The following is a 14714-nucleotide window of genomic DNA, read 5'->3' on the forward strand; positions in this document are numbered from 1 at the left end:
CTCAGCTCAGGCTCAATAACTGGCGGTAGCTGTGCAGCGCCCCTTCGCGCTCGCCCAGCTGCTCCTGCACTCTGGCCAGGGCACGGTAGCGTTCGGCACTGGGTGCCTGCTCCACCGCTTTCTGGCGCCACTCTTTAGCCCGGCGCCAGGCCCGGTCCTGCTCCGCCAGCGCGGCATAGCAATCCTTCAGCTCCAGCAGGTCCGAATCCGGATATTTCCGTTGCAGGATATGGCTGACCGCCTCCGCCGCGTCCTCAGACAGAGCAGGCAACACCGCCAACAACGCCGGCTGCGGCGTCTCCTTGTCGAACCGATCCAGTACCAGCTTGCGGCCCGCGGCCGCGTCACCAAACCGGGCCAGGCCATTGGCGTAGGCCACCAACACCGATTCGGACCGCTTCAGCCGCCGTGACAGCCCCTGCCAGCGCTGCTCCAACGCTTCGCGATCCGGGCTCTGACTCAGGCAGACCACTTCGATCTCTTCCGGCAACGCCGCCAGCTCGGCTTCCGTCAGCACCTTGTGTTTGCTCAGGGCCGGCATCAACCGGGCCAGGGCATCCCAATCCTGCTGACGGCGATACAGCTCCAGCGCCAGTTTCAGCACCTGGGGCTGCTGACGCAGCTTGGCATCCAGCGCTTCCAGGCCCTGACGCGCTTGTGCCAGTTGCCCATCATCCAGCTGGTAACGCAGTCGGGTGACCTGCACCGCTTTCTCCGCTCCCGGCTGTTTCTGGGCTTCCGCCAGGTAGCGCTCACAGGCCTCGGGATCACCGCCATGGTGGGCCGCACGGGCCGCAGCCAGGTAGTTGATGACTGGGTATTCCCCCGCCTGGGCGCCTCTGGCCATCGCCTTTTCGGCCGCCGCCCAGTCTTCCTGAGCCAGTGCCAGTGCGCCCTGCAACGTGTGCTTGCGGCTGCGTTTGCGGCGCCAGCGTTGCGGTGAGGAGAGGGTGAAGCCGGTCAGGCCAATCAGCTTGACCACCAGATACTCCAGCAGCTGCAGCAGGCCAAAGAGCACCAGCAGCATCAGCACGCCTTTCACCACCGAGGTTTCGATGGTGTAGTCGCCGACGGCGATCAAAACATAGCCCTGGTTGGCCACCAGCTTAGGGCCGGCATAGAGGCCGGCCAGCACCAACAGGGTGTAGAACAGGATGCGGATCATGGCGCCACTCCCTGGCGACCAAGACGCTCGGACACCAACTCAGCAAGCGGGTCGGCGACGCTGAAACGCACCGGACTGGCGAGGCCAATCTGAGTATCGTGCCACTGATCCAGCTGGGCCAATGCCCCCTGCACCGCGCTGTCATCCAGATCGAAGTAATCCCGCATCCAGCCGCGAGCGGTGCCAACCGCTTCCCGGAACGCTTCGCTGTGGCCCTGGTACAGCGACAGCTGAGCCTGCATCAGCTTGCCCTTGATGTGCTCACGCAGGTACCACTCCTGCTCCGGCGCCATCAGCGGTTGCACCTGGCCCTGGCGGCGGCGCACGGTGATGAAGTCTTCGGTCAGGGCGTGCCAGCTGCTCGCCAGGTTGGTGCGCCAGTCGCTGACGGAATCGGTAGGGGTGGTCAGTTCCACCGGGTCGACCACTTCCGGCAGCTCGGCGGTGTTCAACGGCAGGGCGTCGATGCGCTTAATCAGGGACTCAATGCCCAGCGACAAACCGGCGCGATCCACCCGCGGCAGCGCCGACAGGGCGGCCATATCGTCGGCCAGTGCCTCGCGCAGCGGCAGCAGGTCGTTCTGACCCAGCATCTTCAGACGGTTATCGGCATCCTTAAGCAGGGCCAACGCGGTATCGGTGTCGTGCTCCAGCCAGACTTTGCGTGACGCCATCCGTACCAGGTAATCGGCCTCGGCCAATACCCAGTCGCTGGGCTGACGCTGAGCCGCGCGGCGCTGCGCTTCCAGTTGTTGTTCGCGCAGCGAGACCAGCGCCTGTTGCTGGTCGCTCTGGGCCGACTCACCGCGCTCGATACGGCGCTCCAGCGTTGCACTGCGCTCGTTCATGGCCTGGCGCAGCTCCTGCAACTGGCCACTGAGCTGGGCATTGTCCTGACGCAGCTGCTGCTCCTGCTGCCACTGCCAGCCAACAAACACCGCCGCGCCGATGGCGATGATCAGCGCCACCAGGCCAACAAACAGCCCACCATTGCTGGTGCTGTGCTGGATCACGGGAGTGGGTTGCGACTCGGGGGGGCGAACCGGCTCGGGCTCAGGAGCAGAGGCGGTTTCAATTTCGGGCTCGGGTTGGGTTCCCGGAATGGGCCCGGACAGGTCGGCCGAACCCGGGTGCGGTTCGGCCGAATCGGAGACACGGACAGCCTTGTCCGGTTGGGCATTGGACTCGGAAGCCGGCTCATTCGCCGGTACGTCAGCCTGATCGTCAGGACGGGCCTGGGGATCCTGCGGATCCTTCGGGGTCTTCTCCATAGTGATTCATACTTCCTAGGCAGCGGACAATGGCGTCATCCCCCGCTCCGCCCATTACCTGAATGCGCTGACAACCGCGCTGTTGCGCCAGTTCAGCAACTCGCTCCACAGGCACCAGCCACAAGCAATTGCGCAGCCAGTCGTGGTCAGATAAAGGCGTTACTGCAAAGAGGTTTGCAAGGATTTCGCCGCTGGTAGCCAGTATGACGTCTACCCCGTTTTGGCGCCAGCTTTGCACCGTTTGTGCTGGCCATTCAGGACGTTGGCGACGGTAAAGTTCCCAGAATTGTACGTCAAAACCGTCCGCCCGCAGGGTGGCGGCCATCACTTCACGCCCGCCAACCCCTCGTACAATCGCCATACGCTTGCCGGTCAGGTATTGCCAGTCCGGCAACGCCAGTACCCCTTCGGTGGTCTCTTCACCGGGCGGTGGGCAGATCGGTTCAACACCATAGCGCCGCAAGGCTGCGGCGGTGCCGCCCCCTACCGCGAAGTAGGCGATGTCCGGCCACTTGCCCTGCAAGCGTTGATGAGCGCAATCCACCGCAGTCGGGGACACAAAAAAAGCCCCGTCCACCGTATCCAGCGGGCTGGGGCCTGCGTCGGGGTTATCCACCAGGGTCACCATGGGAGCGCGCGTGGTGCGCACTCCCAAGGCCGCCAGCTTGTCCGCCAGCGGTCCGATGCGCCCGTCGGGACGGGTCAGCAACAGGTGCATCAGGCGTCTCCGTACACCCGTTTCAGGATCTCACCAGCACCCTGAGCCAGCAGGCGCTCAGCCAGTTCGATACCCAGTTTCTGAGCGTCCGCGACCGGACCACGCAGTTCGTCCTGGATGATCTTGCTGCCATCCGGGTCACCCACCAGGCCACGCAGCCACAGGGTGTCACCTTCGATCACGGAGTACGCGCCGATCGGCACCTGACAACCGCCTTCCAGGTGGGTGTTCATGGCGCGTTCCGCGATAACACGGGCGTGGGTCGGGGCGTGGTTCAGCACACCGATCAGCGCCAGCAGCTCGGCGTCGTCGAGACGACACTCGATGCCCACGGCACCCTGGCCGTTGGCCGGCAGTGACTGCTCCGGCTCAATAAAGGCGGTGATGCGCTCTTCCAGCTCCAGACGCTTAAGGCCCGCAGCAGCCAGGATAATGGCGTCGTACTCGCCGGCATCCAGCTTGGACAGGCGGGTGCCCACGTTGCCACGCAGGTCGCGCACGTCCAAGTCAGGGCGCATGGCGCGCAGCTGGCACTGGCGACGCAGAGAGGAGGAGCCCACGATGGCGCCGTGCGGCAGGTCATCCAGGTTCTTGTAGGTGTTGGAGACGAAAGCGTCACGCGGGTCTTCACGGTCACAGATGACGGCCAGACCCAGACCTTCCGGGAACTCCACCGGCACGTCTTTCATGGAGTGGACGGCGATATCGGCTTCGCCGTTCAGCATGGCCACTTCCAGTTCCTTAACGAACAGGCCCTTACCGCCCACTTTGGCCAGCGGCGTGTCCAGGATCCGATCCCCTTTGGTGGACATCTTCAGCAGAGTAACGGTCAGTCCCGGATGGGCCTTTTCCAGCTCGGCCTTAACGAACTCGGCCTGCCATAAGGCCAGCGGACTCTTCCGGGTTGCGATACGGATCTCTTTACGGGCCATCAGATCTTTCCCTTGGCTGTCTGAACTTTGTACCTTCTGGGTACGCTTGTGGCGGTCATGTTGCCAGTCTTTGCGCCCCCAGAAAAGGAATCGGCTCTCACCCTGATCACAAAAGCCGCCGCTTTGCAGGCAAAAGGGTGAACCAACTCACGCTTTCCTCTCCAGCAGGGAAAAGTGTTACCATGGTCACAATTTTCCCCAGTTAACTCTTTGAAAGCCGTTGCGAGATCTGCAGTCCGACATCGCGCTAAGCGAAACGCTTAATCAACACCGCCTGACCCTGGCCCAGCAACAGCTGGGCCAGGATCGCTTGGCGGCGTTTTTTCAGCTGCCGTGGCTGCTGCATCTCAACCAGCCCCAACTTCCCGGTTATCAGCCGGATGCCCCCAGTGGCTTCCCGCAGGCGCCCCTGCTGCCCTGCCCCAAAGCGTGGCAGCACTACGCCCCCGGCGCCCCGGAGTTGCTGGGCCTCTACACCATGGGCAGCACCGGCACCTTTGGCCAGGGGCCGGAGTCGGATCTCGACTGCTGGCTGGTGCATCCCCTCGGCCTGAGCGAGTCTGCCCGCGAAGCGCTGGCGCGCAAATGCGAAGCGCTGGAGCGCCACTTCGCCGCCAGCGGCCTGGAGCTCCACCTCTACCTGATCAGCCCCGACATGCTGGAGCAGGGCCAACCGGACCAGTTGTCGGCGGAGCACAGCGGTTCGGCACAAAACTGGCTGCTGCTGGAGGAGTTCTACCGTACCCAGATCCGACTGGCGGGCCACGCGCTGGCGTGGTGGCCGGGGGCGCCCCAGAACCACCCGGACCTGCTCAGTCTGGGCCAACTCAGCCATCTGCCCGCGTCGGAGTTCTTCGGCGCCGCGCTCTGGCAGCTGTTCAAGGGCCTCGACAAGCCCCACAAAGCCGGCCTGAAGGTGCTGCTGCTGGAAGCCTATGTGGCCGACTACCCGGACCAGCGCATCCTGCGCGATCAGCTCTGGTACCGCTTGCGGGCGGGCCACTCGATGGTGGTTCTGGACCCCTACCTGATGCTGTACCAGCGGGTCAGCGACTACCTGGAGCGGGAGAGTGACCGACGCCGCCTGACCATGGTGCAGCGCAGTTTCTACCTGAAGTGCGCGCTGCCCCTGAGCGATCCCAACAGCACCAAGGATTGGCGCTACCCGACACTCAGCGCCCTGACCAAGCAGTGGCGCTGGACCCGTGAGCTGATCCTCAGCCTGGACCAGGCCCGCCATTGGCACGCCGGCCAGCTGCGCTGGTGCAATGAGCGTCTCGACCAACTGATGCTGGCCAGCTACCAGCGCCTGACCGGTTTTGCCGCCCGCCAACGCTTCCGCAGCCGGCTCAGGTTTGATGAACTGGGGATCCTCACCCGTAAGCTCTACACCAAGTTCGAGGCCGAACCCGCCAAAGTGCCGCTGCTGAACCCGCTGTGGAGTGGCGATCTTGAGGAGGAGGCCCTGACCCTGGTGGCGGTGCGCGACAATCCCCACCACGCCAAGGGCTGGTACCTCTATCGCCGCCCTCCGCAGGACAACCAGCTGTTTGGTGAGAGTCCGCTGTACCATGCAGACTCCCGACTGGCCTGCATGGCCTGGGCCCTGAACAACGGCCTGATCGGCGAAAACACCCGCATCTACTGCCATCAGGGCGGACAAAGCTGGCACAGCCGCAAACTGTCCGATCTGTGCCAACGCCTGCGCCACGTTATCGTGCCGCCGCAGCAACCCACCATGGAGGCATTGCAGGCGCCCTGGCGGTACACCCGGGTGGTGGTGCTGTGCAACGTGGAGCAGGACCCGACACTCCACTGGCATGGCCAGAGCCTGATGATGGACCTGCAGGGTGCCCCGGTATTCGCCACCGGCCGGCCCAAGCGCAACCTGGTGGGCAGCCTGACCCTGCTGACCGAGAACTCCTGGGGGGAGCGTCACTGCTACCGCTTCGAGGAGGAGGAGGGGCTGCTGAAGCTGTTGGCCCAGCTGCTCAGCGGACTGGACCGCGCCAACGGGCCGCTGGCCATCGAGGTGTTCTGTGCCGCCAAGCGGCTGCGCAGCCAGATTGAAGACGCCATGGTGCAGTTGCTGGACCGGGTTCAGCGGCTCTACTGCCAAACCACCATGGAGCGCACTCAGGTCTGGCCGCTGGCCATTGGTCATCGCCAATATGGCCTGTTTATCGACCCCCGTGGCCTGCGCTGGCAGCGTCTCGACAAGGGCGCCGCGCTGTTGGGGCAACTGCGTCGCCACGGTGTGGTGGAGCTGCCCAAGCCTGACCTGGGGGATGACCCCTACGCCGGTGCACCGGCCATCCTGGGTCACTATGCCCGTAAGGGACTGGTTCAGATCTTCGTGCGTGAGCGCCCCTCCGGTATGGACATCTACCTGCTGGATGAACACAACGAACTGAAGCGGCTGAAGAGTGACAGCCAGGGATTGGACAGCCTGGTGGATGAGTTCAGCCACCTCTACGCCTTCCGACGAAGTAACCAGCGCGCCACCTTCGGGGCCGGGGGTTGCTTTAACCTGCCCCAGTTCTACCGCCTGAGTCGGGACGACGACGGCGAGCTGATGGTCGAACCCCTGGCGATCTGATCCCGTCTACGCTTCGTAATCAGGGATTTGGTTAACGAGGACGCCCATGCACCCCCACGCTCATTGGCTCGGCATCGCCGGCCTGACCCCTTTCTGGGGTCTGCCGCTGTTGGCCGGACTGGACCTGATCACAGCGGACAGCGCCCGCTACGGGTTGATCGCCTACAGCGCCGTGATCCTCTCCTTTCTCGGAGGCATCCACTGGTATGCCGGAGTGATCGCCCAGTCGCGCCCGACCCAAACCTACGTGGCGATGCTGCCCAGTATTGTCGCCTGGCTGGCGCTGGTACTGCTGCCCACCGGGCTGGCTCTGCTGGTGCTGCCTGTGGCCTTTGTCGCCCTGCTGCTGTACGACTTCCGCACCCTCAACCCGCCACCGGGCTACTGGAACCTGCGCGGCGTCCTGACCGCCGTGGCGGTGTTGTGCCACGGTTGGGCAGCGCTGCTGCACTGAACGGGTGACGACGCTTTGGCCAGGTCCTATGCTGGGGGTTTTCGGCAGGGAGCCCCCATCATGTTGAACCGTCTGCGCCACAGCCTCGTTGCCCTGGTCCTGCTGGTACTGCCAGCCTACGCCGACCCCGTCACCGTGGCTGACCAGATCCGCCACACCTACCAAACCCAGCTCTACACCCTGCCCGCCACCAAGGCGGGGCATTTCGGTTTGCGCATGTACCGGCAAAGCGGTGATCCCAAGTACGCCGCCGCCATCTGGCAGGATATGGCCCGGGTGGCCAGCACCCTGAACCAGATCAGCGCAGAGTTCACCACGCCGGATGCGATGCGCCAGGCCGGTGCCCAACGCCTGGCCAACTATCAGGACAGCGACGACGACCGCCGCCAGGCGCGTCAGCAGGCCACCGCCGACAAACCGGAATACCTGGTGCTCGGTGTATCACTGCTGGGGGCAATGGCACGCGCTGACGAGTATGGTCTCAAACACCGGGACGATGCCCGCCTGCGCGCCCTGATACGCCGCTTCGACTTTGCGGATTACAGCGAAGATCCAGCACTGGTCCGGGTCTGGGCAGCGCAACTGGCCAACCAGGTCTACTGGCTGCGCCAACTCAATGAGGGGGAGTACGTGGAGGGGTTTGTGCGGGCGTTTCGTGCCGCGTACCCGGACGTCGCGGACAGCACCCTGTCGGAGCGCGAGTACGGCAACAAGATCTACGGCATGACTCACCTGATATTCGCCGCATCCGGGTACTACCAGTATCCGGTCAGGCAGAGCGACCACGCTTGGATCTACGACTACTTCCGGGCTGAAATCGACACCATTTTGCGACGCTGCAAGGAGGACATCATTGCCGAAGTGGGACTGAGCTTCCTGCTGGCGGGGCTGGAGGATGATCCGGTGGTGGCGAAAACCCGGCAGGCCATCGCAGCAGCGGTGGACAAGCAGGCGGGGTTGATCCCCTCCGTGACGGGCAGCCTCAATCTGAAAGGCGGAGAGCACCGCAACGTGCTGGCGGTGATGCTGCTGGATTGGCAGGGTGTTCGACCCGGCCCCGACGTACCGGCCAACGCCGACTGGTTTGCGCCCTTGCCCTATGGCCTGACAGCCAAGTAGGACCGGGGCCATCGGGGAAACAGACAGCGGGCCGAACAGCCCGCTGGAAACGACTCAGAAGCGGATAACCTCACCGCCCTGCTTGGTGATCGCTTCGGCCAGGAAGCCGTACAGCTCAACGCCACTGCGGTCATCCTTCCACTCGCCCTCCTCGTAGGAGAAGTGGAAGCCGCCGAACTTGGTGGCCACCCAGATCTGATTCATCGCCTCCTGTTTGTTGATGATGATCTGGCTGTCGTCGGCGCACTCCAGCTCCAGCACGTTCCCTGCCTGCTCATAATCGAGGTCCAGGTCGGCGTCATCAATGGTGGCGGTGATGTGGTCCAGCACCGCGTCAGCGAGCTGGTGGTATTGGCTGTGATCCAGGGCCATAAAGGTTGTCTCTTTGCAATTGGCTGTGTCGATGCGATTATACGACCATCGAGAACAAAATCTGCCCCAATAATGCAACGACTCACCCTCGCACTGCTGTTGCTGCTTGGGCTTGCCGCTTGCGGCCAGAAAGGTCCGCTCTATCTGCCGGACGAGCCTGACACCAACCAGACCCAAACCCAGACGGAACCGGCTCCGGCCGAGGCCAATAACGACCAAAGGAATTGAGTTGGACCATTTCAGCTATCGACAGGGAGCGCTGAGCGCTGAAGAGGTGCCCTTGGCCGAGGTTGCCGCGGCTTACGGCACCCCCTGCTACGTCTACTCCCGCGCCACCATTGAGCGCCACTTTCACGCTTTTGATCGGGCGGTGGGCGACCACCCGCACCTGATCTGTTACGCCGTTAAGGCCAACTCCAACCTGGCGGTATTGAACCTGCTGGCTCGTCTTGGCAGCGGCTTCGATATCGTATCCGGAGGGGAACTGGCCCGGGTGATCCAGGCTGGCGGTGACCCCGGCAAAGTGGTGTTCTCCGGCGTCGGTAAAACCGCCGACGAGATGCGCCAGGCCCTGCAGGCCGGGATCTACTGCTTTAACGTGGAATCGGAAGCGGAACTGGAGCGCCTCAACGAGGTGGCCGGTGCCATGGGCCTGAAAGCGCCCGTGTCCCTGCGCATCAATCCCGATGTGGACGCCGGCACCCACCCCTACATCTCCACCGGCCTGAAAGAGAACAAGTTCGGCATCGCCATGGCGCGGGCGGAGCAGGTATTCCAGCGTGCAGCCAGCCTGCCGAACCTGCAAGTCAAAGGAGCCGACTGCCATATCGGCAGCCAGCTCACCACCCTGCCGCCCTTTATTGACGCCCTCGACCGCCTGCTGGCGCTGGTGGACCGTCTGGCGGAGCTGGGCATTGTGCTGTCCCACCTGGATGTGGGTGGCGGTCTCGGCGTGCGTTACGACGAAGAATCGCCGCCACTGCCGGACGAGTATGCCCGCGCCCTGCGCGAGCATCTGGGCAACCGGCCCCTGACCCTGATCCTGGAGCCGGGCCGCGCCATCATGGCCAACGCCGGGGTACTGCTCACCGAGGTGGCCTACCTCAAGACCGGGGAAGACCGCCACTTCGCCATCGTCGATGCGGCCATGAACGACCTGATCCGCCCCAGCCTCTACAGCGCCTGGCAGGCGATCATCCCGGTTGAGCCCCGCGACGGCCCCCATCAGACCTACGATGTGGTGGGCCCGGTGTGTGAAACCGGCGACTTCCTCGGCAAAGGGCGCGAACTGTGCATCGAGCCGGGTGACCTGCTGGCCGTCCGCAGCTCCGGGGCTTACGGCTTTACCATGGCATCCAACTACAACAGTCGGCCCCGGGCCGCCGAGGTGATGGTGGACGGTGACGCCCACCACCTGATCCGCGCACGGGAAACCGTGGAACAACTGTGGCAAGGCGAAAGCCTCCTGCCGTAAACTAGCCGGATAACCTCAGGATTAAGGCGTATCAACTTGATACATTTCAGCAAGATGCACGGGCTCGGCAACGACTTTATGGTGGTGGATGGGGTCACCCAGAACCTCTATCTGTCGCCGGACAAGATCCGCCAGTTGGCGGATCGCCACCTCGGCATCGGCTTCGATCAACTGCTGGTGGTGGAACCGCCCTACGATCCGGAACAGGACTTTCACTACCGCATCTTCAACGCCGATGGCAGTGAAGTGGAGCAGTGCGGCAATGGCGCGCGCTGTTTCGCCCGTTTTGTCCGGCTGAAGGGGCTGACCCACAAGAACCGCATCCAGGTCTCCACCCAGGGCGGCCCACTGGTGCTCGACCTCGATGGCGAGGACCGTGTGACCGTCAATATGGGCGTGCCCAACTTCGAGCCGGCATCACTGCCGTTTCGCGCCAACAAGGTGGAGAAAACCTATCTGCTGCCCACCGACGTGCAAACCGTACTGGCGGGCGCCGTGTCGATGGGCAATCCGCACTGCGTGATCCGGGTGGAGGATATCGACAGCGCCCCGGTGGAGAGCGTTGGCCCGCTGCTGGAGCGGCATGACCGCTTCCCCAAAGGGGTGAACGTGGGCTTTATGCAGGTGATGAACCCCAACCACATCCGCCTGCGGGTGTTTGAACGGGGGGCCGGCGAAACCCAGGCCTGTGGCACCGGCGCCTGTGCGGCCGCCGTAGTGGGCCAGTTCCAGGGCCTGCTGGGCGACAGAGTGCGGGTGGATCTGCCGGGCGGCAGTCTGCACATCCGCTGGGCCGGCGAGGGCAAACCGGTGTACATGACCGGCCCGGCTGTACACGTCTACGACGGACAGATCGAACTATGAGTCATGGATTGACCGACCCCAGCCAGCTGGATCCGATCCTGGTGCGTGAGTACCTGCTGGATCATCCGGACTTCTTTACCCGCTACCCGGACCTGCTGGTGTCGATGCGCATCCCCCATCCGGAGCGGGGAACGGTGTCCCTGGTGGAGCGGCAGATGATGATGCTGCGCCAGCGGGTCGGACAGCTGGAGGAGGAGATCACCTCGCTGTTGGCGATCGCCGCCCGCAACGAAGAGATCTACCGCTTCTACGGCAAGCTGATCTTTGATCTGCTGGCCTGTGAGTCGCTGGATCAACTGCAACGGGAGATGGCCGAGCAGCTGCGTCAGCGCTTTCGCTTTGGTCGGGTTCGGCTGCACGTCGCTCGTCCCGCCAACGAGTTTGAACACGAGGCGATGCACGGCATCCTGCGCCGCCGCCTCAGCAGTGACAACTACTACCTGGGGCGCCTGCCGGCGGCCGAAGCGCAGCTGATGGTCGGTCTGGAAACCGGCTCCGTGGCTCTAATCGGACTGGGTGAGCACAACAACTGGCACGGCGTGGTGGCCATCGCCTCCCACGACCCCGGCCACTTTGTTGCCGACATGGACACCCTGCTGCTGGACCAGCTCAAGCATCTGCTGACTTACCAGGTCAAGCAACTGCTGGCCAATGAATAACGCACTGCAGGCGTTCCGGGGCTACCTCGAAAACGAGCGTCAGTACTCGGCGTACACGGTACGCAACTACCTCAAAGAGCTGGAGCGCGCCCTGCCGCTGTTGCAGGCCCAGGGCCTGACCGACTGGCAAGGCCTGCGCACCCAGCACTGCCAGGCCCTGCTGGCCAAACTGCATCGCCAGGGGCTGTCGCCCCGCTCACTGTCGCTGACCCTCTCGGCACTGCGCCAGCTGATCAAATTCCTGCTGCGCGAAGGCACCCTCACTCACGACCCCATGGTCGGCGTGCAAGCGCCGAAGCAGGGGCGGCCACTGCCGAAAAATCTGGATGTGGACCAGGTCAACCGCCTGCTGGAGCTGAATGACGATGACCCGCTGGTTATCCGTGACCGCGCCATGATGGAGCTGTTCTACTCCTCCGGCCTGCGTCTGGCGGAGCTGGTGGCGCTGGATTGCCCACAGCTCAGTCTCACAGATCGTGAGGTGCGGGTGATGGGGAAAGGGGGCAAGGAGCGGATCCTGCCGGTGGGTAATAAAGCCTCTGAGTGGCTGGCCAAATACCTGGCATTGCGCCCCGCGCTGCTCAAGGGCAAAGAGTGTGCGGCCCTGTTTCTCTCCAACCGCGGCAGCCGCATCAGCCGTCGCAGCGTGCAGGCCCGACTGACCGAGTGGGGCCAGTCTCAGGCCCTCGACAGCAAGGTGCATCCCCACAAGTTGCGCCACAGCTTTGCAACGCACCTGCTGGAAGCCTCAAAGGACCTGCGCGCGGTGCAGGAGCTGCTGGGCCACGCCAACCTCTCCACCACCCAGATCTACACCCACCTGGATTTTCAGCACCTGGCCTCGGTGTACGACACCGCCCACCCCCGCGCCAAAAAGAAGTGATGGGCTGACGGCACCCGACCCAAACCGGGTGCCGTGTTATTGCCTTACTGCCAGGCCCCGAGATGCTCGGCGACAAAGCCAGCCAGATCCTGTCCGGGCTGTCCGGTCATCGCTTCCAGATCTGAGGTCACAGCACCGAACACCCCGATCCGGGTCAGTTCATACAGGAACTGGTAGAAACCCACCTGGGAATCCGTCAAACCCGCCTTGGTCAGTAGCGCACCATACTCGACAGGCGCGATATCCAGGTGGCTTACCTTATGCCCCAATGCCGACGACAGTGCGGCAGCCACTTCGGCGTGGGTCACCGCCTGCGGGCCGGTCAGTGTGTAAGCCGCGCCGTTATGGCGGGAATCCAGCAGGGCGGCAATGATGGCCGCGGCAATGTCCCGGGCCGCGATAAAGGACCCTTTGCCGTCGCTGGCCGGCGCCACCAAAACCCCCTGACGAATGCTGGCCACCTCGCCGGGTTTCAGGAAGTTATCGAAGAACCAGCTGGGGCGCACCACGGTGTAATCCAGCCCGCTGGCAAACAGCGCCCTCTCCACCTTGCGCAGGGGCGCTTCCTCATTGGCATCCACTCCCAATGCTGTGGACAGCACGATCTGTTTTACCCCGGCGGCTTTGGCCGCTTCGATAACCGGGATCATCACCTGATCGGCAATGACATCTGCCGGGCGGGGAATCATCACCAGCTTGTCGACGCCCTTCAGAGCTTCGAAGGTCTGCGGGCGGTCATAGTCAAAGGCCACCGCCTGAATTCCAGGCTGCGGTTTCGGGGTACGACTGCCAGCAATCACGGTCAGCCCGGTGTCGCTCAACTGTTGGATAAGGGCCTGGCCCAGGGCGCCGGACGCGCCGGTAACGAAGACGGTTGTCATGAGGTTTCTCCTAGCGAATGGGGCAACGGCGGAGAGTATGGCGCGATCCATTGGCAAAGATTATCCTGACAAACCGGAATTCATTGATCCGAAAAGGTGACAAGTCATGCAGGAGAGTCTGGCCCAGATACGGCGCTTGGCGATATTTGCCACGGTGGTCGAACAAGGCTCTTTCAGTGCCGCCGGGCGCAAGCTGGGGCTGGGGAGGGGTAAGGTCAGTGAACAGATCTCCGCTCTGGAGCAAGCCCTGTCAGTGCGCCTGCTGCAGCGCTCAACCCGGCAGCTCAGCGTCACCGCCGAAGGTCAGGTGCTTTATCGCCACTGCCGGGACCTGTTGCCCCAGGCCAGTCAGGGGTTGCGGGAAGTGCAGGATCTTGGGCCGGAGCCAATGGGACGACTGCGGCTCACCACCACCTCTGACGTGGCCCAGCAGGTGCTCAGTCCCTTTTTGAGCCGCTTTTGCCAGCAGTATCCGGGCATTCAGCTCGACCTTCAGCTGGCCGATGCGGTATTGAATCTGGTTGAAGAGGATATCGACATCGCCATTCGCATCGGCACGCCGGTGGACTCATCGATGGTCGGCATCGAGCTGGGCGCACTGCCCATGGGGCTGTACGCCGCCACCTCTTATCTGGCGCAATGGGGCGTCCCCGAGAGCCTGCCGGACCTGTCCGCCCACCGTGGCGTTCAGATGACCCGGATGCCCAATCTCAGCACCCTGATGCTGAGCAATGATGAGGGGGTCAGCCAACCTGCCGGGCTGCCGGTATTCCACCGGACCGATACGCCTGCCGGTAACGCCACGCTGGTGGAGCAGGGCTTGGGGATCGGCCTGTTGCCGCACTTTACCCTGAATCAGGCGGTCAGCGAGGGGCGGGTTCGTCCGGTGCTGCCTCAGTGGCAATACCGCCAACTGGCCATTACGCTGCTGTTTCCCTCCCGGGCCCAACTGCCTCGTCGAAGTCGCCTGTTTATCGACGCCCTGCGGGACTGGCTTCGTGATGGTGAGGGCAAAATGCGATTGCAGCCGGCTCAGCTCAACAGCAAGTAAGCCGCAAAGCCTGCCCAGCTCAACACCAGCAACGCCCATGCCACTCGGCCTGAGCTGGCTGGGCCCGCCCCCTCCATGACCACCTCTTCCGCCTCTTCGGCATCGCGGGCTTTGGCCCGTCGGGCCTGCTTGCGGGCCTTATCCGCGGCGCGGGCCTTGGCTTTCTGCTGCTTCTTGTACTCAGCGATGCCCTTCTCCAATCTAGGAGAAATGTTATGAACAATGATTCTCGGACTTTACAAGTGGTGATTTATCATTAACATCTTACTCAA

The 14714-nt window shown here is 63.5% G+C and carries 16 protein-coding genes; 9 read left to right on the forward strand and 7 right to left on the reverse strand.

The window, feature by feature from the left end; translation table 11 throughout:
* Window position 1: 1 nt before the first annotated feature.
* Genes FBAL_RS18825 through hemC form a run of 4 tightly spaced genes read right to left on the reverse strand, consistent with a single transcriptional unit; the run spans window position 2 to window position 4086 of the window.
* A complete protein-coding gene (locus tag FBAL_RS18825; RefSeq protein WP_013347189.1) occupies window positions 2-1165 on the reverse strand; it encodes a heme biosynthesis HemY N-terminal domain-containing protein in 1164 nt (387 codons plus the stop codon).
* A complete protein-coding gene (locus FBAL_RS18830) occupies window positions 1162-2436 on the reverse strand; it encodes a uroporphyrinogen-III C-methyltransferase (protein WP_049779604.1) in 1275 nt (424 codons plus the stop codon). Before FBAL_RS18830 ends, FBAL_RS18825 begins: the two co-directional genes overlap by 4 nt.
* A complete protein-coding gene (locus FBAL_RS19745) occupies window positions 2390-3154 on the reverse strand; it encodes a uroporphyrinogen-III synthase (RefSeq protein WP_013347191.1) in 765 nt (254 codons plus the stop codon). The genes FBAL_RS18830 and FBAL_RS19745 overlap by 47 nt, the downstream gene beginning before the upstream one ends.
* A complete protein-coding gene (hemC, locus tag FBAL_RS18840; RefSeq protein ID WP_013347192.1) occupies window positions 3154-4086 on the reverse strand; it encodes a hydroxymethylbilane synthase in 933 nt (310 codons plus the stop codon). Before hemC ends, FBAL_RS19745 begins: the two co-directional genes overlap by 1 nt.
* A gap of 220 nt (window positions 4087-4306) precedes the next feature.
* Between hemC and FBAL_RS18845 the strand changes: the two genes are divergently transcribed.
* The 3 genes from FBAL_RS18845 to FBAL_RS18855 are packed head-to-tail and all read left to right on the forward strand — an operon-like array spanning window position 4307 to window position 8258.
* Window positions 4307-6685, forward strand: coding sequence for an adenylate cyclase (locus tag FBAL_RS18845; RefSeq protein ID WP_013347193.1), 2379 nt, complete (start codon window positions 4307-4309; stop codon window positions 6683-6685).
* Window positions 6686-6731: 46 nt separating this feature from the next.
* Complete coding sequence (locus tag FBAL_RS18850; protein WP_013347194.1) at window positions 6732-7139, forward strand: DUF3429 domain-containing protein; 408 nt, start codon at window positions 6732-6734, stop codon at window positions 7137-7139.
* A gap of 60 nt (window positions 7140-7199) precedes the next feature.
* The gene (locus FBAL_RS18855; protein ID WP_013347195.1) at window positions 7200-8258 is read left to right on the forward strand and encodes a DUF3541 domain-containing protein; all 1059 of its coding nucleotides are present in this window, start codon (window positions 7200-7202) and stop codon (window positions 8256-8258) included.
* A gap of 54 nt (window positions 8259-8312) precedes the next feature.
* Here FBAL_RS18855 and cyaY read toward each other — a convergent pair whose 3' ends face one another.
* Window positions 8313-8630: an iron donor protein CyaY gene (cyaY, locus tag FBAL_RS18860; protein ID WP_013347196.1), complete on the reverse strand. Its 318-nt coding sequence runs from the start codon at window positions 8628-8630 to the stop codon at window positions 8313-8315.
* 72 nt (window positions 8631-8702) lie between these two features.
* Here cyaY and lptM point away from each other — a divergent pair, with 72 nt between their 5' ends.
* From lptM to xerC, 5 genes are read left to right on the forward strand one after another with little or no spacing between them, the layout of a single operon-like run.
* Window positions 8703-8858, forward strand: coding sequence for an LPS translocon maturation chaperone LptM (gene lptM / locus FBAL_RS20040; RefSeq protein ID WP_013347197.1), 156 nt, complete (start codon window positions 8703-8705; stop codon window positions 8856-8858).
* 1 nt (window position 8859) lies between these two features.
* A complete protein-coding gene (gene lysA / locus FBAL_RS18865; protein ID WP_013347198.1) occupies window positions 8860-10104 on the forward strand; it encodes a diaminopimelate decarboxylase in 1245 nt (414 codons plus the stop codon).
* 36 nt (window positions 10105-10140) lie between these two features.
* Complete coding sequence (gene dapF, locus FBAL_RS18870) at window positions 10141-10968, forward strand: diaminopimelate epimerase (protein WP_216086799.1); 828 nt, start codon at window positions 10141-10143, stop codon at window positions 10966-10968.
* Window positions 10965-11627, forward strand: a complete 663-nt coding sequence (locus FBAL_RS18875; RefSeq protein WP_013347200.1) for a DUF484 family protein — start codon at window positions 10965-10967, stop codon at window positions 11625-11627. The genes dapF and FBAL_RS18875 overlap by 4 nt, the downstream gene beginning before the upstream one ends.
* Complete coding sequence (gene xerC, locus FBAL_RS18880; RefSeq protein ID WP_013347201.1) at window positions 11620-12510, forward strand: tyrosine recombinase XerC; 891 nt, start codon at window positions 11620-11622, stop codon at window positions 12508-12510. Before FBAL_RS18875 ends, xerC begins: the two co-directional genes overlap by 8 nt.
* A 44-nt stretch (window positions 12511-12554) precedes the next feature.
* On the opposite strand, the gene FBAL_RS18885 is transcribed toward xerC, so the two are convergent.
* Complete coding sequence (locus FBAL_RS18885) at window positions 12555-13391, reverse strand: NAD(P)H-binding protein (RefSeq protein ID WP_013347202.1); 837 nt, start codon at window positions 13389-13391, stop codon at window positions 12555-12557.
* Between the two features lie 106 nt (window positions 13392-13497).
* On the opposite strand from FBAL_RS18885, the gene FBAL_RS18890 reads away from it, so the two are divergent.
* Complete coding sequence (locus FBAL_RS18890; protein ID WP_013347203.1) at window positions 13498-14442, forward strand: LysR family transcriptional regulator; 945 nt, start codon at window positions 13498-13500, stop codon at window positions 14440-14442.
* Here the strand turns inward: FBAL_RS18890 and FBAL_RS18895 are convergent.
* Window positions 14424-14642 carry a DUF2956 family protein gene (locus FBAL_RS18895; protein WP_049779606.1) on the reverse strand — a complete coding sequence of 73 codons (219 nt, stop codon included), beginning with the start codon at window positions 14640-14642 and terminating at the stop codon, window positions 14424-14426. The two genes, FBAL_RS18890 and FBAL_RS18895, sit on opposite strands and share 19 nt — an antisense overlap.
* Between the last annotated feature and the right edge of the window lie 72 nt (window positions 14643-14714).

This window comes from Ferrimonas balearica DSM 9799, from assembly GCF_000148645.1.
GTDB lineage: Bacteria > Pseudomonadota > Gammaproteobacteria > Enterobacterales > Shewanellaceae > Ferrimonas > Ferrimonas balearica.

Bases quoted from the DNA above. Each gene is read 5' to 3' on its own strand.
- FBAL_RS18890 (WP_013347203.1), top strand. From the start codon at position 13,498: ATGCAGGAGAGTCTGGCCCAGATACGGCGCTTGGCGATATTTGCCACG.
- xerC (WP_013347201.1), top strand. From the start codon at position 11,620: ATGAATAACGCACTGCAGGCGTTCCGGGGCTACCTCGAAAACGAGCGT.
- FBAL_RS18830 (WP_049779604.1), bottom strand. From the start codon at position 2,436: ATGGAGAAGACCCCGAAGGATCCGCAGGATCCCCAGGCCCGTCCTGAC.
- lptM (WP_013347197.1), top strand. From the start codon at position 8,703: ATGCAACGACTCACCCTCGCACTGCTGTTGCTGCTTGGGCTTGCCGCT.
- FBAL_RS18825 (WP_013347189.1), bottom strand. From the start codon at position 1,165: ATGATCCGCATCCTGTTCTACACCCTGTTGGTGCTGGCCGGCCTCTAT.
- cyaY (WP_013347196.1), bottom strand. From the start codon at position 8,630: ATGGCCCTGGATCACAGCCAATACCACCAGCTCGCTGACGCGGTGCTG.
- FBAL_RS18855 (WP_013347195.1), top strand. From the start codon at position 7,200: ATGTTGAACCGTCTGCGCCACAGCCTCGTTGCCCTGGTCCTGCTGGTA.
- FBAL_RS18875 (WP_013347200.1), top strand. From the start codon at position 10,965: ATGAGTCATGGATTGACCGACCCCAGCCAGCTGGATCCGATCCTGGTG.
- FBAL_RS19745 (WP_013347191.1), bottom strand. From the start codon at position 3,154: ATGCACCTGTTGCTGACCCGTCCCGACGGGCGCATCGGACCGCTGGCG.
- FBAL_RS18850 (WP_013347194.1), top strand. From the start codon at position 6,732: ATGCACCCCCACGCTCATTGGCTCGGCATCGCCGGCCTGACCCCTTTC.
- FBAL_RS18885 (WP_013347202.1), bottom strand. From the start codon at position 13,391: ATGACAACCGTCTTCGTTACCGGCGCGTCCGGCGCCCTGGGCCAGGCC.
- hemC (WP_013347192.1), bottom strand. From the start codon at position 4,086: ATGGCCCGTAAAGAGATCCGTATCGCAACCCGGAAGAGTCCGCTGGCC.